Source organism: Streptomyces sp. CB02261 (genome assembly GCF_001905665.1).
GTDB lineage: Bacteria > Actinomycetota > Actinomycetes > Streptomycetales > Streptomycetaceae > Streptomyces.
In genome coordinates this window covers 139643-159574 of record NZ_LIVX01000004.1, presented here as the reverse complement: position 1 = coordinate 159574, position 19932 = coordinate 139643, and the positions used below count along the sequence as shown (strand labels likewise).

The 19932-nt window shown below is 72.1% G+C and carries 19 protein-coding genes; 6 read left to right on the top strand and 13 right to left on the bottom strand.

The window, feature by feature from the left end; translation table 11 throughout:
- Nucleotides 1-56: 56 nt before the first annotated feature.
- Together AMK29_RS14105 and AMK29_RS14100 are read left to right on the top strand one after the other, a co-directional pair.
- Nucleotides 57-866, top strand: a complete 810-nt coding sequence (locus tag AMK29_RS14105; protein ID WP_241845354.1) for a serine protease — start codon at nucleotides 57-59, stop codon at nucleotides 864-866.
- A 232-nt stretch (nucleotides 867-1098) separates the two neighbouring features.
- Nucleotides 1099-2433, top strand: coding sequence for an ABC transporter substrate-binding protein (locus tag AMK29_RS14100; RefSeq protein WP_073812524.1), 1335 nt, complete (start codon nucleotides 1099-1101; stop codon nucleotides 2431-2433).
- Between the two features lie 33 nt (nucleotides 2434-2466).
- Here the strand turns inward: AMK29_RS14100 and AMK29_RS14095 are convergent, their stop codons facing one another.
- The 7 genes from AMK29_RS14095 to AMK29_RS14065 all read right to left on the bottom strand — a co-directional run bounded on the left by AMK29_RS14095 (nucleotide 2467) and on the right by AMK29_RS14065 (nucleotide 9785).
- Nucleotides 2467-3480 (bottom strand): TIGR03842 family LLM class F420-dependent oxidoreductase, encoded by a 1014-nt coding sequence (locus tag AMK29_RS14095; protein ID WP_073812522.1) that lies wholly within the window; start codon nucleotides 3478-3480, stop codon nucleotides 2467-2469.
- Nucleotides 3481-3517: 37 nt separating this feature from the next.
- A complete protein-coding gene (hydA, locus tag AMK29_RS14090) occupies nucleotides 3518-4921 on the bottom strand; it encodes a dihydropyrimidinase (protein ID WP_073812521.1) in 1404 nt (467 codons plus the stop codon).
- Between the two features lie 28 nt (nucleotides 4922-4949).
- A complete protein-coding gene (locus AMK29_RS14085) occupies nucleotides 4950-6230 on the bottom strand; it encodes an aspartate aminotransferase family protein (RefSeq protein WP_073812518.1) in 1281 nt (426 codons plus the stop codon).
- Nucleotides 6227-7069, bottom strand: a complete 843-nt coding sequence (locus tag AMK29_RS14080) for a nitrilase-related carbon-nitrogen hydrolase (protein WP_073812516.1) — start codon at nucleotides 7067-7069, stop codon at nucleotides 6227-6229. Before AMK29_RS14080 ends, AMK29_RS14085 begins: the two co-directional genes overlap by 4 nt.
- A gap of 226 nt (nucleotides 7070-7295) precedes the next feature.
- Nucleotides 7296-8876 (bottom strand): UL36 very large tegument protein, encoded by a 1581-nt coding sequence (locus AMK29_RS14075; protein ID WP_073812514.1) that lies wholly within the window; start codon nucleotides 8874-8876, stop codon nucleotides 7296-7298.
- Between the two features lie 115 nt (nucleotides 8877-8991).
- Nucleotides 8992-9375: a PPOX class F420-dependent oxidoreductase gene (locus AMK29_RS14070; protein WP_073812511.1), complete on the bottom strand. Its 384-nt coding sequence runs from the start codon at nucleotides 9373-9375 to the stop codon at nucleotides 8992-8994.
- Between the two features lie 35 nt (nucleotides 9376-9410).
- Nucleotides 9411-9785, bottom strand: coding sequence for a winged helix-turn-helix transcriptional regulator (locus AMK29_RS14065; RefSeq protein ID WP_073812508.1), 375 nt, complete (start codon nucleotides 9783-9785; stop codon nucleotides 9411-9413).
- A 62-nt stretch (nucleotides 9786-9847) separates the two neighbouring features.
- On the opposite strand from AMK29_RS14065, the gene AMK29_RS14060 reads away from it, so the two are divergent.
- The gene (locus AMK29_RS14060; RefSeq protein WP_079196886.1) at nucleotides 9848-10543 is read left to right on the top strand and encodes an NAD(P)-dependent oxidoreductase; all 696 of its coding nucleotides are present in this window, start codon (nucleotides 9848-9850) and stop codon (nucleotides 10541-10543) included.
- Between the two features lie 65 nt (nucleotides 10544-10608).
- Here AMK29_RS14060 and AMK29_RS14055 read toward each other — a convergent pair whose 3' ends face one another.
- The gene (locus AMK29_RS14055) at nucleotides 10609-10860 is read right to left on the bottom strand and encodes a helix-turn-helix domain-containing protein (protein WP_055601124.1); all 252 of its coding nucleotides are present in this window, start codon (nucleotides 10858-10860) and stop codon (nucleotides 10609-10611) included.
- A gap of 32 nt (nucleotides 10861-10892) precedes the next feature.
- On the opposite strand from AMK29_RS14055, the gene map reads away from it, so the two are divergent.
- The gene (gene map / locus AMK29_RS14050) at nucleotides 10893-11660 is read left to right on the top strand and encodes a type I methionyl aminopeptidase (RefSeq protein WP_073812506.1); all 768 of its coding nucleotides are present in this window, start codon (nucleotides 10893-10895) and stop codon (nucleotides 11658-11660) included.
- Nucleotides 11661-11817: 157 nt separating this feature from the next.
- Here map and ggt read toward each other — a convergent pair whose 3' ends face one another.
- Nucleotides 11818-13626 carry a gamma-glutamyltransferase gene (ggt, locus tag AMK29_RS14045; RefSeq protein ID WP_073812503.1) on the bottom strand — a complete coding sequence of 603 codons (1809 nt, stop codon included), beginning with the start codon at nucleotides 13624-13626 and terminating at the stop codon, nucleotides 11818-11820.
- Between the two features lie 105 nt (nucleotides 13627-13731).
- Between ggt and AMK29_RS14040 the strand changes: the two genes are divergently transcribed.
- Nucleotides 13732-14466: a hypothetical protein gene (locus AMK29_RS14040; RefSeq protein WP_073812501.1), complete on the top strand. Its 735-nt coding sequence runs from the start codon at nucleotides 13732-13734 to the stop codon at nucleotides 14464-14466.
- Here the strand turns inward: AMK29_RS14040 and AMK29_RS14035 are convergent.
- Nucleotides 14414-15688, bottom strand: coding sequence for a cytochrome P450 (locus tag AMK29_RS14035; RefSeq protein ID WP_073812499.1), 1275 nt, complete (start codon nucleotides 15686-15688; stop codon nucleotides 14414-14416). The genes AMK29_RS14040 and AMK29_RS14035 overlap by 53 nt on opposite strands.
- Before the next feature lie 218 nt (nucleotides 15689-15906).
- Here AMK29_RS14035 and AMK29_RS14030 point away from each other — a divergent pair, with 218 nt between their 5' ends.
- Nucleotides 15907-17457: an alpha/beta fold hydrolase gene (locus tag AMK29_RS14030; protein ID WP_073812497.1), complete on the top strand. Its 1551-nt coding sequence runs from the start codon at nucleotides 15907-15909 to the stop codon at nucleotides 17455-17457.
- A 39-nt stretch (nucleotides 17458-17496) separates the two neighbouring features.
- On the opposite strand, the gene AMK29_RS14025 is transcribed toward AMK29_RS14030, so the two are convergent.
- From AMK29_RS14025 to AMK29_RS14015, 3 genes are read right to left on the bottom strand one after another with little or no spacing between them, the layout of a single operon-like run.
- Nucleotides 17497-18357 (bottom strand): amino acid ABC transporter permease, encoded by an 861-nt coding sequence (locus AMK29_RS14025; RefSeq protein WP_073812495.1) that lies wholly within the window; start codon nucleotides 18355-18357, stop codon nucleotides 17497-17499.
- Nucleotides 18354-18998, bottom strand: coding sequence for an amino acid ABC transporter permease (locus AMK29_RS14020; protein ID WP_073812493.1), 645 nt, complete (start codon nucleotides 18996-18998; stop codon nucleotides 18354-18356). Before AMK29_RS14020 ends, AMK29_RS14025 begins: the two co-directional genes overlap by 4 nt.
- Nucleotides 18999-19014: 16 nt before the next feature.
- Entirely contained in the window at nucleotides 19015-19932 is a 918-nt protein-coding gene (locus AMK29_RS14015; protein WP_073812491.1) for a glutamate ABC transporter substrate-binding protein, read from the bottom strand.

Below are 19932 nucleotides of genomic sequence, written 5' to 3'. Positions count from 1 at the left end.
AACGTCTCCGCACCGCCGGCGGCCCGGAGACATGGCGTCGGCAGTGCGGAGATCAGGTGGGACGGGCGAGGAAGCTCATGGCGGCGGTCGCGGGAGCGGTGCTGGCGGTGTGCCCGCTCGGCGTCGCGCCGCCCGCGCAGGCGGTCGTCGGTGGACAGGAGGCGCGGCCCCACCAGTACCCCTTCATGGCGGGACTCGTGGACGTGGTGGCGCGCCGGGTCGTGTGCGGCGGTGCGCTGATCGGCGACCGGTACGTCCTCACCGCCGCGCACTGTCTGACGGGCTCGTACAGCAGCCCCTCACGCCTCGGCGTGCTCCTGGGCGACCACGACCTCACGACCGCCGCCGACAGCCCGCACGCGGTGCTGGTGACGCCCGACCGGTTCCTCCCGCACCCGGAGTACGACCCGGACACCCAGCGCAACGACATCGCTCTCGTCCGGCTCGCCGAGCCGGTCTCCCTCAACCGTGACGTCCGCCCGGTCGGCCTGCCCGCCCCGTACGCCCACGACTCCTTCGACCGCACCCAGGTCGAGGTCCCGGGCTGGGGCACGACCTCGTTCGGCGGCCCCACCTCCGACGTCCTGCGGACGGTGTCCCTCGGCACCATGAGCAACCCGGCGTGCGCGCGCCGCGGCATGGCGCACATCGCCCCGACCCAGATCTGCACCTACGCCCCCGGGCGGGACACCTGCCAGTACGACTCCGGCGGCCCCCTGGTCCGCGCGGTCGGGGGGCGGCCGTACGTCATCGGGCTGGTGTCCTACGGCAGGGAATGCGCCACCGACACCCCCGCGGTGAACACCCGCGTGGGGTCGTACCTCAGCTGGATCGAACGGACGGCCCGCCTCCCGCGCACCTCGTGAGCGCCGCGACCCCCGTCCACCGGCCTCTCCGCCACCCCGGCATGTCTGCGCCGACATGCGCGCCCGGGGGCGGCACCGTTCGCCTCCCCGCGCGTCACCACCGGAGAGCCCGTGCCCGACACCCCGGTCGGACGTTGCCCGCGCTGGTGTGGCGGCACATGATGACAGCATGGCTCGAAACTCACTCCGCTGGAGAACGCGAGCCGCGCGCCGCCGACCAGGAGCACCTCCCATGCGTACCCACACCACTCGCGGACTGCTCGGCGCCCTCGCCGTCCTCACCACGCTCTCGCTGACCGTCACGGCCTGCGGTTCCGACGGCGAGGACACCGGCGGCGGTGATCCGAGGGACATCAGCGCCGCGCTGGAAGAGGGCGGGAAGGTGACGGTGTGGGCCTGGGAGCCCACGCTGAAGAAGGTGGCGGAGGACTTCGAGAAGAAGTACCCCGAGGTCGACGTCGAGCTGGTGGACGCGGGCATCGCCGACAAGCAGTACAGCGCGCTGCAGAACGCGATCGCGGCCGGGAAGGACGCCCCCGACGTCGCGCAGATCGAGTACTACGCCCTCGGCCAGTTCTCCATCGGAAAGACCGTCGAGGACCTCTCCTCCTACGGCGCCCAGAAGTACGGCACGACCTTCACGCCGGGGCCGTGGGACGCCGTCTCCCAGGGCAAGGCCATCTACGCGCTGCCCATGGACTCGGGCCCGATGGCGTTCTTCTACAACAAGAAGGTCTTCGACAAGCACAAGATCGCGGTCCCGACCACCTGGGACGAGTACGTCGAGGCGGCCCGCACCCTGCACAAGGCCGACCCGAAGATCTTCATCACCAACGACACCGGTGACGCGGGCGCCACGACCAGCCTCATCTGGCAGGCCGGCGGACGCCCGTACAGGACCGACGGCACCGACGTCACCATCGACTTCGCCGACGAGGGCACCCGGAAGTACACCGCCACCTGGCAGAAGCTCCTCGACGAGAAGCTGGTCGCGCCGATCAGCACGTGGAGTGACGCCTGGTACAAGGGTCTGGCCGACGGCTCCATCGCCACCCTCTCCATCGGCGCCTGGATGCCCGCCAACCTCTCCTCCGGCGTCCCCTCCGCCTCCGGCGACTGGCGGGTCGCCCCGCTGCCGCAGTGGACGAAGGGCGAGAAGACGACCGCCGAGAACGGCGGCAGCTCCCTCGCGATCCCGACCGCCGCCAAGAACAAGGACCTGGCCTACGCCTTCACCGAGTTCGCCACCACCGGCGCCGGCGCGACCTCCCGGATCGCCCAGGGCTCCTTCCCCGCCACCCGCGCCGACCTGGAATCGAGGGCGTTCCTCGACACCAGGTTCCCGTACTTCGGCGGCCAGCAGGCCAACCGCGTCTTCGCCGACTCCGCCCGCAACGTCGGCGCCGACTGGTCCTACCTGCCCTTCCAGGTGTACGCGAACTCGATCTTCAACGACACCGTCGGCAGGGCGTACACCTCCTCCACGACACTCACCGACGGTCTGAAGGCCTGGCAGGACGCCAGCGTCACGTACGGCGACAGCCACGGGTTCACCGTCAACCGGTAGCCCCTGACGCGCCGGGCTCCTCTCCGGCACCGCTCAGCGGAACGACGGGATGATGTCGGAGCCGTAGGCATCGATCGTGCCCTCCCGGTTGTCGTGCATGTCGTAGACGGCGAACTGGTCCACGCCGAGGTCCTCGAGGTGGCGGAGCTTGGCGATGTGGGCCTCGGCGGGGCCGAGGAGGCAGAAGCGGTCGACGATCTCGTCGGGGACGAAGGCGGTGTCGGGGTTGTCGGCGCGGCCGTGGTGGGAGTAGTCGTAGCCCTGCCGGTCCTTGATGTACTCGGTGAGCTCCTCGGGGACCATCGAGGAGTGCTCGCCGTACTTGGACACCAGGTCGGCGACGTGGTTGCCGACCATGCCGCCGAACCAGCGGCACTGGTCGCGGGCGTGCGCCAGGGCTTCGGCCGAGTCGTCGGCGGTGACGTAGGCGGGGGCGGCGACGCAGATCGTCAGGGCGTCGGGGTCGCGGCCCGCGTCGGTGGCCGCCTGTCGGACCGCCTTGACCATCCACTCGGTGAGGAACGGGTCGGCGAGCTGGAGGATGAAGCCGTCGGCCTTCTGCCCGGCGAGGGCGAGGGCCCTGGGGCCGTACGCCGCCATCCACACCGGCAGCCTCCCCTCCTTCACCCACGGGATGCGGATCGGGCTGCCGTCCACGACCGCCTCCCGTCCCTCCGCCAGGTCGCGGATGACGTCGATGGCCTCACCGAGCCGGGCCAGGGTGTTGGGCTTGCGGCCGGCGACCCGCATCGCGGAGTCGCCGCGGCCGATGCCGCAGACGGTCCGGTTGCCGTGCATGTCGTTGAGGGTGGCGAAGGTGGAGGCCGTGACCTCCCAGGTACGGGTCCCCGGGTTCGTGACCATCGGGCCCACGTGCAGCTTCGTCGTGTGTTCGAGGATCTGGCTGTAGATGACGAAGGGTTCCTGCCACAGCACGGCCGAGTCGAAGGTCCAGCCGTAGCGGAAGCCGTTGCGCTCCGCCCTCCGCATCAGGCCGACGACCTGCGAGGCCGGCGGGTCGGTCTGCAGGACGAGTCCGAAGTCCACGCGGGACCTCCTGGTTCGTTCGGTACGGTCGGGTGGTTCAGTCGAGGTACTGACAGGTGGAGCGCGGTACGAACGTGCCGTGGCCGGCCCGGCCCACGTACTCCCGCTGGTCGATGACGAGCTCGCCGCGTGAGAGGACCGTCTCCACCCGGCCGGTGACCGTCCTCCCCTCGTACGCGGAGTAGTCCACGTTCATGTGGTGGGTCGCGGCCGACAGGGTCTGGCGGGCGTGCGGGTCGTAGATGACGAGGTCGGCGTCCGCGCCGGGGGCGATCGTGCCCTTCTTCGGGTACAGCCCGAACATCCGGGCCGGTGTCGCGCAGGCGATCTCGATCCAGCGGCGCCGGGAGATGTGCCCGTCGACGACCGCCTGATGGAGGAGGTCCATGCGGTTCTCCACGCCCGGGAGGCCGTTGGGGATCTTGGAGAAGTCGCCGCGGCCGAGGTCCTTCTGGCCGGTGAAGCAGAACGGGCAGTGGTCGGTGGAGACCACCTGGAGGTCGTTGCCGCGCAGCCCGCGCCAGAGCGCCGCCTGGTGCTCCCGGGGTCGGAGCGGGGTGCTGCACACGTACTTCGCGCCCTCGAAGCCCGGCTCCGCGAGGTTGTCGGTGGAGAGGAAGAGGTACTGGGGACAGGTCTCGCCGAAGACCGGGAGGCCCTTGTCACGGGCGGTCGTGATCTCGGCGACGGCCTCCTCCGCCGACACGTGGACGACGTACAGCGGTGCCCCGGCGACCCGGGCGAGCTGGATGGCCCGGTGGGTGGCCTCGGCCTCCAGGAGGGCCTTGCGGACCTCCCCGTGGTAGCGGGGATCGGTCTCGCCGCGCGCGAGGGCCTGTTCGACGAGGACGTCGATCGCGATGCCGTTCTCGGCGTGCATCATGATCAGCCCGCCGTTCTCGGCGGAGCGCTGCATGGCGCGCAGGATCCGGCCGTCGTCGCTGTAGAAGACGCCCGGGTAGGCCATGAAGAGCTTGAAGGAGGTGATGCCCTCCTGGACGAGCCGGTCCATCTCCTTGAGCGTGTACTCGTTGACGTCGGAGAGGATCATGTGGAAGGCGTAGTCGATCGCGCAGACGCCGTCGGCCTTGGCGTACCAGGCGTCGAGGCCTTCGCGCAGTCCCTGGCCGACGGTCTGGACGGCGAAGTCGACGATGGTGGTGGTGCCGCCCCAGGCGGCGGCGCGGGTGCCGGTCTCGAAGGTGTCGGAGGCGAAGGTGCCGCCGAAGGGCAGTTCCATGTGGGTGTGGGCGTCGACGCCGCCGGGCAGCACGTAGCGGTCGGTGGCGTCGAGGGTCCGGTCGGCGGTCCAGCCGGCCGCGGTGTCCGAGCCGTGGGCGGCGAGGGCGACCACACGGCCGTCCTCGATCAGCACGTCGGCGTGGATCTCGTCGGCGGCCGTGACGACGAGGCCGCCCCGGACGAGGGTACGGGTGCTCACGGGACTCTCCCTGCTTGAGGAGGGGGAACTAGAGGGCCCTGAGGGCCTGTTCGAGGATGGCCGCGCCCTCTTCGGCCTCGGCCACGGTGAGGGAGAGCGGCGGGGCGATGCGCAGGGTGCTGGTGTTGTGCCCGCCGCCCTTGCCGATCAGCAGGCCGTTCTCGCGGGCGGACTCCAGGACGGCGGCGGCCGCGTCCGGTGCGGCCCGGTCGGTGCCCGGTTCGGTGAGCTCGATGCCGATCATGAGGCCCCGGCCGCGGACCTCCCGCACGGCGGGCACTCCGGCGCCGGCGGCCCGGACGCGTTCGATGAGGAGGCCTCCGACGCGGCGCGCGTTGCCCTGGAGGTCGTGTTCCTGGAGGTACGAGAGGTTGGCGAGCCCGGCGGCCATGGTGACGGGTGAACCGCCGAAGGTGGAGATGGAGTTGGCGTCGAGGCAGTTCATGATCTCGGCGCGGGCGACCACCCCGCCGACGGACATGCCGTTGCCGATGCCCTTGGCGAAGGTGAGGACGTCGGGCGGTCCCGCCTGGCCGTGGGCCTGCCAGCCCCAGAAGTGGTCGCCGGTACGGCCCCAGCCGGTCTGCACCTCGTCGGAGATCCACAGGATGCCGTGCCGGTCGAGGACGCGGCGGAAGGCGGCGTACAGCCCGTCGGGCGGCGAGGTGAAGCCGCCGACGCCCTGGACGGGTTCGGCGATGAGGGCGGCGACGCTGCGGGTGTGGCCGAGGAGGTCTTCGAGGTCGGCGACGCAGGCCTCGGTGAACCGTTCGTCGGTGTACTGGGCGTACGGGCCCCGGGTGCGGACGCCGCCGTGCACGTACAGGGTCTGCAGCGGCGAGAGGCCGGTCGGCGACCAGGCGCGGTTGCCGGTGATGCCGACGGTCGAGAAGGAACGGCCGTGATAGCTGTTCCGCATGGCCAGGATCTGGTTCGAGCGGCGGTACGCGGTGGCGAGGAGGAGCGCCGTGTCGTTGGCCTCGGTGCCCGAGGTGGTGAAGAAGACCCGGGCGTCGGGGATGCCGGAGAGGGCGGCGATCCGCTCGGCGAGCTCCACCATCGGGCGGTTGAGGTAGAGCGTGGAGGAGTGGATGATCCGTCCGGCCTGCTCGGAGACGGCCTTGGTGACCTCGGGCAGGGCGTGGGCGGTCATCGTGGTGAGGATGCCGCCGAAGAAGTCGAGGTACCGGCGTCCCTCGGCGTCCCAGACGTGCCGTCCTTCGCCGTGGGTGATCTCGATGGGGTCCTGGTAGTACAGGGCGAGCCAGTCGGGTGCGACGGCGCGGTGGCGGTCGTGGAGGCTGGTCACGGCTGCACCAGCCCGTCGTACGCGTCGGGGCGGCGGTCCCGGTAGAACGCCCACTGCCGGCGCACGTCCTCGATGAGCCCGAAGTCCAGGTCGCGGACGACGAGTTCCTCCGTCTTGTCCGAGGCCACGTCGCCGACGAAGCGGCCGCGCGGGTCGACGAAGTAGCTGGTGCCGTAGAAGTCGTTGTCGCCGTACTCCTCGACGCCGACGCGGTTGATCGCCGCGACGAAGTACTCGTTGGCGACGGCCGCGGCGGGCTGCTCCAGCTGCCAGAGGTGGGAGGAGAGGCCACGGTGGGTGGCGGAGGGGTTGTAGACCAGCTGGGCGCCGTTGAGGCCGAGTTGGCGCCATCCCTCCGGGAAGTGCCGGTCGTAGCAGATGTAGACGCCGACCTTGCCGACGGCGGTGTCGAACACCGGCCAGCCGGCGTTGCCCGGGCGGAAGTAGTACTTCTCCCAGAAGCCCTTGACCTGGGGGATGTGGTGCTTGCGGTACTTGCCGAGGTACGTGCCGTCGGCGTCGATCACCGCGGCGGTGTTGTAGTAGAAGCCCTCGCCCTCGCTCTCGAAGACGGGCACCACGATCACCATCCCGGTCTCCCGGGCGAGGTCCCGCATCCGGCGCACGGTCGGACCGTCGGGGACGGGCTCGGCCCACCGGTAGTGCTCGGGCTCCTGGACCTGGCAGAAGTACGGGGCGTTGAACACCTCCTGGAAACCGATCACCTTGGCGCCCTGCCGGGCCGCCTCCCGGGCGTGCTCCTCGTGTTTCGCGATCATGGATTCGGTGTCGCCGGTCCAGGTCGCCTGGACGAGCGCGGCGCGTACGACGTCGGTCATGAGCTGCTCCTTCGGCACGGCGTCAGAGAGCCTCTACGCACGTAGACGCGATGCGTAGGAAGCGAACGTAAGCCCCGTCACACCTCGGAGCAAGACCGCCGCCGCGAAGCGGCCGGGTCGATCATGTTTCATACCCGAGTGGTCCACGTCGGACACGTACCGACACGTACGGGCAAGGTCTGACACGTGCGCAGCCCGGCACCACCGACCCCGCCGCGCCCGGGGGTCAGGCGCCGGTGAGGCCCGCCACGCGCAGGGCGTGCAGCAGGTCGCGCTCGCGCGACTCCGACACCGTGCGGGCCGCTTCGAGCAGCAGGGGGACGAGTCCGCGCGGGTCCTCGCCAGCGAGCCGGGCCGCGTCCTCCGGGGCGCGGACCCGGACGAAGGCGGTGAGCAGCGCGTGGGCCTCGCGATGGTGCCCCTCGGCGCGCAGGGCGTCGCACGCGCCCGCGAGCTCCTCGACCGGCCGCGCCACCCCCTGCCGCAGGAGCTCCTCGCAGTCGGCGGCCCGGCCGGCGTCGGCGAGCGCCCCGGCGACGGCGGCGAGACGGCCCGGCGGCAGCGAGGCGGCCTCCCAGAGGAGGATCGACCAGTCGGCGTCGAGTCCCGCCCGGTGGAGTTCGCCGGCGAGGGCCGGCAGCAGGGCGGGCGGCCCGTCGACCGCCTCGCAGAGCAGGGCGTGCGCCTCGCCGCCGCGGCCCTGGGCGCGGAGCCGCTGGAGGGCGTAGACCGCGTTGACCGCGGCGCGGACGGCCTCGGGGGGCTGCTCCACCGGGATCCGGGCCGCGTCGCCGTCCAGGTCGGACGCGGCTCCCCCGAACCGCGCACCCCGGGGCGCCGCTCCCCCGGCCGGCGGGAGGGACTCGGGTACGGGCGCAGCCACCGGCCCCTGCTCCTCGGCCTCTTCCTCCAGCCACGCGTACCGCGCACCCCGCGGCCGCCGCTTCGCCTTGGCGGGGCTCGCGGCCGGGGCGGGGGGCGGGCTCGCGACCGGCGGGGCCGGGGCGGGGGCCGGGGCCGGGGCGGGAGCCGGGGTCCACGCGACCGGGACGACCGGGGCGGGGGCGGGGGCGAGGGCCGGAGGGGGCGTCGCGGCCTGAGGGGGCGCGGCCCAGGCCGCCGGGGCCCGGGAGGGAGCCGGTGCCCGCGTGGGAGCCAGGGCACGCAAGGGAGCCAGGGCCCGCGAGGGCGCCGGGGTCGGGGTGCGGGGTGACGCCGGGGCCCACGCCGTCCCGGCCGACCTGGTGCGCGCGGGTTTCAGGGCACGGGAAGGCGCGGGACCCCGAGCCGTCGGTCCCGTCGGCCCCCGTTCCCCCAGTCGTTCCAGGCGGGTCGTCAGCTCCCCGAGGCGGGCCGTGGCCCGGGCGTGGTCGTCCCGGGTCCAGGCGAGTTCGTGTTCCAGTCGGGCGGTCTCCTCCGGGGGCGGGGCCGGGGTCGCCCGGAGCCGATCGCCCAGCTCCCGGGCCCGGGACTCGGCGTGCCGGCGTTCGCGTTCCATGAGGTCGCGGCGCTCGGTGAGCTCCGCCGCCGCGCCGGGGCGGCGGTCATGGGCGCCGGTGGCCGCCGCGTACAGCGTCCTGCCCCGGACGGCGAGCGGCCCGTCGGCCGGTTCCCCGGCGTCCTGGAGCAGGGACTCGACGACGTCCCAGGGCAGGATCTCCGTCCCGTCGAAGCAGGCGCGCAGTCCGTCGGGATCGCGTTCGGCGAAGACTTCGTACCAGCCTCCGCCCGGTGGGATGCGGTGCGCGAGTTCCGCCAGCCATCGCGCGAACGCTGCCTGTTCCGTCGGAAGTTGATACACCGTCATGCGTCATGCACCTGCCCCGCAGTCGAATGGAACCTTCCGGTCCGCGGGTATTGGACCGCAGTCGTGTTACGGGACGACTACGGAGCGTTTTCCGCCGGGTACCACCCCGCACACATCACCCGAAGGTCACGACGATCCCGGTGTGCGGGCGCTTCCCGCGCCGGGCGAGCATGGCCGGCACGTCGATCAGCCAGAACCGCCAGGTGTACTTGCGCAGGAGGAGCCCGCGGATCCGGCGCAGCTCCTCCCCGTCCACCAGCCGGCCCTCGCCGGAGACGTGCTCGGCCCCCTCGGTGATGTTGCCGCGCACGTCGCACACGGCGACCACGACCCGCGGGTCGTTCCGCAGGCGCTTGACCTTCCAGGAGTCGGAGCGGGTCCACACGTACAGCTCGGCACCGTCCACCGCGTACCAGACCGGGGTCGCGACCCCGGTGCCGTTCTTCCGGTAGGTGGTCAGGCTCACGTAACGGCCGCGCCGCAGCTCTTCGGGCATCATGCCCGGGAGCCTATGCCGGGGCCCGGCCGGCGAGGTCACCGGCCGTCCCCGTACGCGGTCCTGGCCTCGGTGATCTCCGGTACGTGGGCGCGGGCCCACGCGCAGGCGGTGTCGAGCGGATCGATGAGCGACCGGCCGAGCGGGGTCAGCGCGTACTCGACGCGGGGCGGGTTCTCGTCGTGGACGGTGCGGGTGAGGAAGCCGTCGCGCTCCATGGCGCGCAGGGTCTCGGTGAGCACCTTGGGGGTGATCCAGTGGAGCGGGACCCTCAGTTCGGAGAAGCGGCGCGGCCGCCCGTCCTCCAGACAGCGGAGCACCATGGCGGTCCACTTCCCGCCGACGCGGATGGGTTGTGCGCGGTCGGAGCAGTCCGGGTCACGGAAGAGATCGGCGGGAAGTGGCTGGTCCATGCGCCCGAAGCTAGCCCAGTACCGTTGAAGTAACCAGGTACCCCGGCCCTACGGTCCTGCCCATGAGCAACGACATGAGCAAGAACGTGAGTGACCACATGGGCAGCGGCGGCGGCAGGAACATCATCGTCTTCGGAGCGGGAGGACGGATCGGCCGCGCGGCCGTGGCGGAGGCGGTGGTCCGTGGCCACCGGGTGACGGCGGTGGTGCGCGACCCGTCGAAGTACCCCGATCTGGCCGGGAGTTCGGTCACGGTGGTACGGGGTGACGCCACCGACCCGGCCTCGGTGGCCGCGCTGGCGGCCGGGCACGACGCCGCCGTGAACGCCTCGGTCCGGCTGGACGTCCCTTCGGAGGAGTACTTCACCGCGGCGGCGAAGGCTCTGGTCACGGGCCTCGCGGAGGGCGGCGTGCGGCGGCTGTTGACCCTGGGGATCGCCACGACGCTGGAGACGGCGCCGGGGGTGCGGATCATGGACGCGGCGGACTTCCCGGACGCGTGGCGGGTGTTCGCGCAGGGACACGTGGCCGAGTTCGACCTGCTGGCCGCCGAGGCGGGGCCGGAGCTCGACTGGCTGATGGTCGTGCCGCCGCTCGACCTGAACGCGGAGGCGGAGGTGACCGGCGGATACCGGACGGCCGTCGGCACGGTCCTCGACGGCCCCGGCCGGATCGCGCACGGGGACCTCGCCCTGGCGCTCCTCGACGAGATCGAGCAGCCGCGCCACAGCCGCGTCCAGCTCGCCGTGTCCGTGTAGGGGATCCGAGGGCGCGGCCACGACCGTCAGGCGCGGCGGGCAGTCGCTTGTCGGGGCCGGTGATCTCAGACGGGCGCGAGGGCGCACCGTACGACCAGCTCGTCCATGGAGAGTCCCAGGACTCTCGCGAGGGCCGCGACGGTGAAGAACGCCGGGGTCGGGGCCCGGCCGGTCTCGATCTTGCGGAGCGTCTCGGCGGACAGGCCGGCCGCGGCGGCGATCTCGACCATGGACCGCTCGCCGCGCGCCTCGCGCAGGAACAGGCCGAGGCGTTCGCCGCGCTCGCGCTCTTCGGGGGTCAGGGGTGTGCGCACCATGCCAGCATTCTAATACCGGTATAGTAATTGGCATGGTGGAGATCAAGACGAACGAGAACCTGGCCTCGATGCGCGAGACGGGGCGGGTGGTGGCGCGCGCCCTCGCGGCCGTACGGGAGAAGGCGGTGCCCGGCGTCACCCTGGCCGAGCTGGACCGGGCCGCCCGGGAGGTCCTGGCCGCGGCGGGAGCCGGCTCGCCCTTCCTCGACTACCACCCGGAGTGGGCACCGGTGCCGTTCCCCGCGGTCGTCTGTCTCTCCGTCAACGACGCCATCGTCCACGGCATCCCGGACGGGACCCGGCTGGCCCCGGGCGATCTGGTCTCCGCGGACTGCGGGGCCCTGCTCGGCGGCTGGGCGGGCGACGCGGCCGTCAGCTTCACCGTCGGCCCGGCCCGCCCGGAGGACACCCGGCTCGTCGCCACGGCGGAGAAGGCCCTGGCGGCGGGCATCGCGGCGGCCGTCGTCGGCAACCGCGTCGGCGACATCGCCCACGCCGTCGGCCGGGTCTGCCGCGCCGCGGGATACGGCATCCCGGACGGCTTCGGTGGCCACGGGATCGGCCGGGCGATGCACGAGGACCCGGGCGTCCCCAACGAGGGACGCCCGGGCCGGGGCATGAAACTGCGCCACGGCATGGTGCTCGCGATCGAGCCCATGCTCATCGGGGGCGGCACGGACGACCACTACACGGCGGGCGACGGCTGGACGATCCGCACGCTCGACGGCTCGCGCGCGTCCCACGCGGAACACACGGTGGCGATCACCGACGCGGGGCCGCGCGTGCTGACGGCGCTCTAGAGGACGGACGGGTGCCGGTCCGGCGGCACCTCACGGCGCTCCGGCCCGGTCGGGTCGCCCTCACGGCGCTCCGGCCCGGTCGGGGCGCCCTCACGGCACCGCGGTCGGGGCGCCCTCACGGCACCGGGTCGGGGCGCCACGGGTGGCGCCTCCGCGGCTACCTCCCCGCCGGCCTGACCACCATCGCCGATCCGCCGCCCCTGCGGACCTTCTCCGCCGCGGCCACCCAGCGGCCGTCCGGCAGGCGCTGGACGCCGGTCGCCGCGCCGATCTCCGGGTTCTGCCGGAAGCCGTGCCCGATCGCCTCCAGTTCCGCCCTGAGCGGGCTGTTCCAGAGGCCGGGTTCGAGCTCGGTGGTGGTCTGGTTGCGCTGGCTGGCGCGCGGCGCGGCGATGGCCTCGACGAGCGGCAGGCCCCGGTCGACGACGCCGGTGAGGGTCTGCAGGACCGTGGTGATGATGGTGGCGCCGCCCGGGGAGCCGAGGGCGAGGACGGGACGGTCGTGCCGGTCGAGGACGATCGTCGGGGAGATCGAGGAGCGAGGCCGCTTGCCGGGGCCGGGCAGGTTCGGGTCGTGCACGGCCGGGTTGGCCGGCGCGAAGGAGAAGTCGGTCAGTTCGTTGTTGAGCAGGAAGCCCCGGCCGGGCACGGTGATGCCGCTGCCGCCGGTGGACTCGATGGTGAGCGTGTACGCGACGACGTTGCCCCACTTGTCGGCCACCGTGAGGTGCGTGGTGTTCTCGCCCTCGAACGTGGTCGGGGCGGCCGTGCCGCCGCTCGCGCACGGCACCGGGTCGCGCGGGTCGCCGGGCGCCAGAGGGCTGGTCAGGACGGCGTCGTCGCGGATGAGGCAGGCGCGCGAGTCGGCGTACCGCTGCGAGAGCAGCCCGCGCGTCGGCACCCGCTCGAAGGCGGGGTCACCGACCCAGCGGCCCCGGTCGGCGAAGGCGATGCGGCTGGCCTCGATGAACCGGTGCAGATAGCGGGCCGGAGAGGCGCCCGCGAGGTCGGTGCCCTCCAGGATGTTGAGCGCCTCGCCGACGCTCGTACCGCCGGAGGAGGAGGGCGCCATGCCGTAGACGTCGAGTCCCCGGTACGAGATCTTCGTGGGCCGGCGGGACTCCGTCCGGTAGGCGCCGAGGTCGCCCGTCGTCAGGTCGCCGGGCCGGACCTTCCGGGTGGCGCCCTCGCGCACCGGGGGCGTACGGACCGTGTCGACGATGTCCCGGGCGATCGGGCCCCGGTAGAGGGCGCCGACGCCCTGACGGCCGAGCGTCGCGTACGTACGGGCCAGGTCGGGGTTCTTGAAGACGGAGCCGACCACCGGCAACTGCCCGCCGGGCAGGAAGAGTTCCGAGGAAGCCGGGAAGTCGCGGAACCGTGCCTCGTTGGCGGCGGTCTGCGCGCGGAAGGTGGGGTCGACGGTGAAGCCCTCCCGGGCGAGGCGCTCGGCGGGTGCGAGCAGGGTGCCGAGCCGCTTGCTGCCCCAGGCGTCGAGGGCGGTCTTCCAGGTCGCCGGGGTGCCGGGGGTGCCGACGCCGAGACCGCTGGTCATGCCCTCCTCGAAGGGGATCGGCGTGCCGTTCTCCAGGAAGAGGTCGGTGCCCGCGGAGCGGGGCGCGGTCTCACGCCCGTCGACGGTGTGCACGGTGCGGCTCTTCGCGTCGTAGTAGACGAGGTAGCCGCCGCCTCCGATGCCCGCCGAGTAGGGCTCGGTGACGCCGAGGGCGGCCGCGACGGCGACGGCGGCGTCCACGGCGTTGCCGCCCGCGCGGAGCACCTCCACTCCGGCGGCCGACGCGTCGGCGTCGACACTGGCGACGGCGCCGCCGTATCCGACGGCGACGGGCTCCTTGACCGGTGGGGGCGGGGTGACCGGAAGGGCCGTGGGCGGGGCGGCGCCGATCGAGAGCACCGTCGCCGCGACGGCGAGAACGGAGACCTTGCCAGCGGCGGAGCGACGCATTCCCTACCTCCAGTCGATGACCGTCCGCGCAGCGTAACGCCCCCCGTGCCGATCCGTCAGGAACGCCTCGAACAAAAGGCCGTTCCCCCGCTACCATGCGCGCCCATGGACGAAGACCTGCGCAACATCGTGCTCGGGGTGCTAGCGACGGGCGTCAGCGCCTCCCTCGGCTGGCTGACCCGCACGTATCTCTGGCGGCGCGGGCTGCGCAGGAAGCAGGCGTTCTTCGGCCTCCCCGGCAACGCGGAGTGCCTGCTGGTCGTGAACCGCGAGTCGGGCGGCGACCGGTCGGTGCACCGCTTCGACGTGTTCGCGCTGCTCGAACTGTCCGCGCTGATCAAGGACTGCGGCGCGCAGGCGCGGATCCTCTCCCACGACCAGACGCACCAGGGCTTCGGCGACCGGACGGAGTTCTGCGTCGGCGGGCCGTACAGCAATCGGCGGATGGCGGCCCATCTGACCACCCTCCTGCCGGGCGTCACGGTGAACGTCGACGTGGAACCGGGCCCGGATCGCGGGGCGTTCACGATCGGCACGGAGCGCTACCGTTCGGAGGCGGGGGTGTGCGAGTACGTGATCCTCGCCCGGCTGACCGCCGGTGAGGGCGGCCGGCCGGTCTTCCTCTTCTGCGGGCAGCGGGCCATCACGAACCAGGCGGCCACGCGCTACCTCGCCCGTCATCACGCCGAGCTCGCGCGCCGGCACCGCTCCGGATCGTTCGTGCTGCTCCTGAAGGTCGTCAACTCGGAGGCGTACGGTCCCGACGTGGTGGAGCTGGTGGCCGATGTCACGCGGGCCGCCATGACGGCGGCTCCGTCAGCCGTACCGGCAGCGACGTGATGCCGTTGATGAAGTTGGAGACGAGACGGCGCGGCGGCCCGGCCGGCTCGATGCCGCCGCAGCAGGCACGCGTCTCCTCGTAGAACACGCTCAGCTGGAGTCTGGCGAAGTGGGCGCCGAGGCAGACGTGCGGGCCGTCACCGAAGGAGACGTGCGGGTTCGGGGTCCGGCCGAGGTCGAGGCGGTACGGGTCGGGGAAGACGCGTTCGTCGTGGTTGGCGGAGGCGTGGAAGACGACGACCTTGTCGCCGCGCCGGATCTCCCGGCCCGCCAGCACGGTGTCGCGGGCCGCGGTGCGCCGGAAGGAGAGCACGGGCGGGTGCACGCGCAGGAGTTCGTCCACCGCCGTGCCGGTCGAGACCTCGCCGTCCCACCATCTCCGCTGCTCGTCGCGGTGGCGGGTGAGGGCGAGGAGCCCACCGGGGGCCGCGGCGCGGACCGTGTCGTTGCCGGCGACGGTCAGCAGGAAGAAGAACATCTCCAGTTCGGCGTCGTCGAGTTCCGCGGAGGCGAGCGAGGTCATGACGTCGTCGGCGGGGTGCGCGCGCTTGTACGCGGCGAGCTCCTGGGCGTAGGCGAACATCTCGGCGAGCATGGCGGGCGAGCGCGGGTTGACCGGCCGGCCCGCGTCGTCCAGGACCGGCGGCTCGTCGGGGTCCTGGTAGGCGATGACCCGCTCGGTCCAGGCGTGGAGGAGGGCGCGGTCGCTCGCGGGCACGCCGAGCAGATCGGTCAGGTTGAGCAGCGCGTACTCGTCGGTGACGGTCCGGACGAGGTCGACCTCGCCGCCGGCCGCGCGCACCGCTCCGAGCAGGCTCCGGGCCCGCTCGCGCGCGGTCGCGCCGAAGCGCTCGATCCGTCCCGGGGTGAAGGCCCTGCTGACGAGCCGCCTCAGCCTGCCGTGTCCGGGCGGGTCCTGGTTGAGCATCATGCGGCGGATGAAGGGCAGGTCGGCCGGGTCGGGGTCGCGGATCTGGGTGGCGCCGAGGCAGGAGGAGTACGTCTCCGCGTCCTTGAGCACCCGGGTGACGTCGGCGTGCCGGGTGACGGCCCAGAATCCGGGGCCGGCGGGCCAGCCGAGGATCTCCGGCTCCTCCTGCCGGGCGACGGGCGCCCGGTCGCGCAGGACGCGGAAGCGGTCGTGCGGGATCCCGGTCGCGTAGATCCGCGGGTCGAAGACGTCCGGTGTGCCGTGCGGGTCCCCCACCGTGCCGCCCCCCATGGAGTGATTCAGAGGTGAAGACGTCTCCATCATGACAGGCGGGGCGGCCGGCGAGGCCGGATCGGGACGTCGCCAATCGTTACCGCCACGTAACATACCGACCGGTTACCACGGGTAAGCCACCCCGGTTACCGTCGGGTCACTTTCACTGCCCCCCATCACCGCCCCCAGCAGTGCCCCCGCACTGTCCCCGCAGTGCCCCCAGTGAGGAGTGACCCGTGCGCACATCCCTGGCCCTCGCCGTCTCGGCCGCCCTCGTGGCCGGGACGGCCCTCGGGCTCGCGCCCGCCGCCCAGGCCGGAGAGACCGGCACCATCCGCTTCGTCGACATCGCCGGGGAGGGCGGCACCGTCCTCAAGGCGAACGTCATCGCCCCCGCCGGTTCCGGCGGCGCCGCCCGACACCCCCTGATCGTGCTCCCCACCAGCTGGGCCATGCCGCAGATCGAATACCTCGCCCAGGCCCAGAAGCTCGCCGACTCCGGTTACGTCGTGGTGAGTTACAACTCGCGCGGCTTCTGGCAGTCGGGCGGGCAGATCGAGACGGCCGGCCCCAAGGACGTCGCCGACGCCTCCAAGGTGGTCGACTGGGCCCTCGCGAACACGCCCGCCGACCCCGAGCACGTGGGCATGGCGGGGGTCTCGTACGGCGCCGGGATCAGCCTCCTCGCCGCCGCCCACGACCCGCGGATCAAGGCGGTCGCCGCCCTCAGCGGCTGGGCCGACCTCATCGAGTCCATCTACAGCGGCCGCACCCAGCACCTCCAGGCCGCCGCCCTGCTCGGCGGCGCCGGCTACCTCACGGGCCGCCCCGGCCCGGAGCTCCAGGAGGTCCTGGGCGACTTCCTCTCGTCGAACCTCGACAAGGAGGACGAGATGATCGCCTGGGGCCGCACCCGGTCCCCCGCCACCTACCTGGACCGGATCAACGCCAACGGCGCCGCGATCATGCTGGGCAACGCCTGGGGCGACACCATCTTCCCGCCCAACCAGTACGCGAGCTTCTTCGAGAAGCTCACCGGCCCCAAGCGGCTGGAGTTCCGCCCCGGCGACCACGCGACCGCCGAGGCCACCGGCCTGTTCGGGCTCCCCAACGACACCTGGACCAGCGCCCACCGCTGGTTCGACCGCCACCTCAAGGGCGTCGACAACGGCGTCGACCGCGAGCAGCCCGTCCAGCTCAAGTCCCGGTCGACCGGCGGCTACGAGGGCTACGCCGACTGGAAGTCCGTCCACGCCGACCAGCGGAAGTTCGACCTCGGCGGTACGCAGCGGGTCTGGGCGAACGTCGACTCCGGCGCCAACGGCGGCATCACCCTCCTCACCAACGCCCTGGACCAGTTCCTCCGCACCCCGCCCGTCGTCTCCGTCCCCCTGCTCCCCCGCGCCTTCGCCGGCGTCTGGCAGTCGGAGCGGTACGACACCCCCCAGCGGGTGCGCGGCACGGTGAAGGTGCACACCACGGTCGCCTCCACCGAGGAGAGCGGCACCCTCGTCGCGTACCTCTACGACGTGGGCCCGCTCGGCGTCGGCAAGCTGGTCAGCAACGCGCCGTACACCTTCCACGACCGGACCCCGGGGAAGCCGTTCGCCGTCGACCTGGAGCTGTTCTCCACGGCGTACGACGTACCGGCCGGACACCGGCTCGCGCTGGTCGTCGACACCGTCGACCCGCTCTACATCGAGCACAACCCGACCGGCGCGCAGCTGACCTTCTCCTCCCCCTCGGCCGACCCGTCGTACGTGTCGGTACCGCTGCGGAAGGAGTGATCACCGGCTGCTGCCGGGCGGGTGGCGGCTCTGCGCCCGCTACTGCGGTCCCGGCAGCAGCGTCTGGGGTGGACCGGCCGGAGCGACGTCCACGGCCTTCGTCCTCGGGTCGCGGCGCTCCCTGCGGGCCACCCAGGTGGCGAACCAGGAGAGCAGCATGCACATCCCGATGTAGATCGGTGAGATGACCAGGACGACGGGGATGAACGGCAAATCGTAGTCCAGGTTCGAGGCGATCAGCTTGCCCGCGTGCAGGAACTCCTCGTAGGTGATGAGGAATCCGAGCGAGGTATCCTTGAGGGCGACCACGAGCTGGCTGATGATCGCCGGGAGCATCGCGCGGACGGCCTGGGGCGCCAGGACGGAGGTCATGACCTGCGTCTTGCGCATGCCGAGCGCGTACGCGGCCTCGCCCTGGCCACGTGCGACGGAGTGGACGCCGGTGCGGAAGACCTCCGCGAGCACGGAGCCGTTGTAGAGGGTCAGTCCGGCGACGAGCGCGGGCAGCGCCTGCACCTTGAGCGCCACGAAGATGAAGAAGATCATCACCAGGACGGGCATGGCCCGGAAGAACTCGACGAGCACGGTGGAGATCCAGCGCGGCACCCGGTGCTCGGAGAGCCGGCCGGTGGCCAGGAGCGCGCCGAGGACGAGCGAGAGCACCGAGGCGTACGCGAAGGCCTTGAGGGTGTTGCCGAGGCCCTCCAGCAGCAGCTCCTGGATGCCCTCGTAGAGGAAGGGCGACCACTTGGTCGAGGTGAACTGGGCGCTGTCGAAGAGGAGGTAGAGGATCCAGCCGAGCAGGGCGAGGATCAGCACGGTGGACGCCAGGCCGTACAGGCGGTGGCGTCGCCGGGCGTGCGGGCCGGGGATGTCGTAGAGGGCGGTGGACTCGGTCATCGGGCGACTCCCCAGCGCTTCTCCAGGACGTGGAAGACGACGCTGATGGTGAGGGTGATGATCAGGTATCCGACGGCGATCCAGACGAAGGTCCAGACGATGTTGTAGCCGAGTTCGCTCAGCGTCTTGTAGGTGCCGAGGAGTTCGGTGACGCTGAACGCTCCGGCGATGGCGGAGTTCTTGGCGAGGGCGATCAGGGTGGAGCCGATCGGCGGGATGACCGTACGGAAGGCCTGCGGGAGGACGACCGTACCGAGGGTCTGGGTGAAGGACATGCCGAGGCTGCGGGCGGCCTCGCCCTGGCCGCGCGGCACGGTGTTGATGCCGGAGCGGAGCACCTCGCAGATGAAGGCCGAGGTGTAGCAGCCGAGCGCGAGGACCGCGAACAGCTGGAAGGGGAGCACGAGCCCGAACCGCGGGAGACCCAGCATGACCGCGAAGAAGAGCAGGGTCAGCGGGGTGTTGCGCAGGACGGCGACCCAGACGGCGCCGAAGACGCGGAAGGAACCGACCGGCGCGACCCGGAAGGAGGCCATGACGAAGCCCAGGACGAGGGCGAGCGCCGAGGCGTAGACGGTCAGTTCGACGGTGCCGAGGAACCCCTTGGCGTAGAGCGAGAAGTTGTCGGTCAGGACGTCCATGTCGGGGCTCCTCCGGTCAGCTCGCCGGGTAGCGGTCGATGTCGGGCGGCTTCGGGGCGGGCACTCCGGACAGGCCGAGCGTGGCGTCGTACGCCTTCTTCCAGTCGCCGTTCTTCTCATGGGTGGCGAGGGCGTCGTCCAGGGCGAAGCGGAGGGCGTCGTCGTCGCGCGGGACGCCGATGCCGTACGGCTCCTTCGAGAACGGCTCGCCGACGACCTTGAGCTCGTCGGGGACCTTGGCGGCGTAGCCCATGAGGATCGTGTCGTCGGTGGTGACGGCGTCGACCTGGTAGGTCAGCAGGTTGTCGACGCAGGCGGAGTAGGTGTCGTAGGCGACGAGTTCGGCCTGCGGGTACTCCTTCTCGATCCTTTGGTACGGGGTCGAGCCCGCGGCCGAGCAGACCCGTTTGCCCGCGAGGTCCTGGGGGCCCTCGATGTCGTTCTCGTCGGTGCGGACGAGGAGGGACTGGCCGGCCTGGTAGTAGGGCCCGGCGAAGCCGACGAGCTTCTTCCGGTTGTCGTTGATGGTGTACGTGCCGACGTAGTAGTCGATCTGGCCGTTCTGCAGCGCGGTCTCGCGGTTGGCGGAGGCGATCGTGCGGAAGTCGATGCCGGCCGGGTCGAAGCCGAGGGAGGCCGCCATCATCCTGGCGATCTCGATGTCGAAGCCGGAGTAGCGGCCGGTGGCCGGGTCCTTCTCGCCCATGTAGGGCTGGTCCTCCTTGGCGCCGACGACGAGCCGGCCGCGCTTCTTCGCCCGTTCCCAGGTGCTGGAGTCGGGCAGGGTGAAGCCCGACCGGACCTGGTAGACGGGGAGTTGGTCGGGCTGGGGGCCCTTGACGGGCGGGCTGCCGTCCCTGCCGCAGCCGGCGAGCGCCGCCGTCACGGTGAGGAGCAGGGCGAGCACGGCCGGGTTCCTCGGCGTACGCTGCAT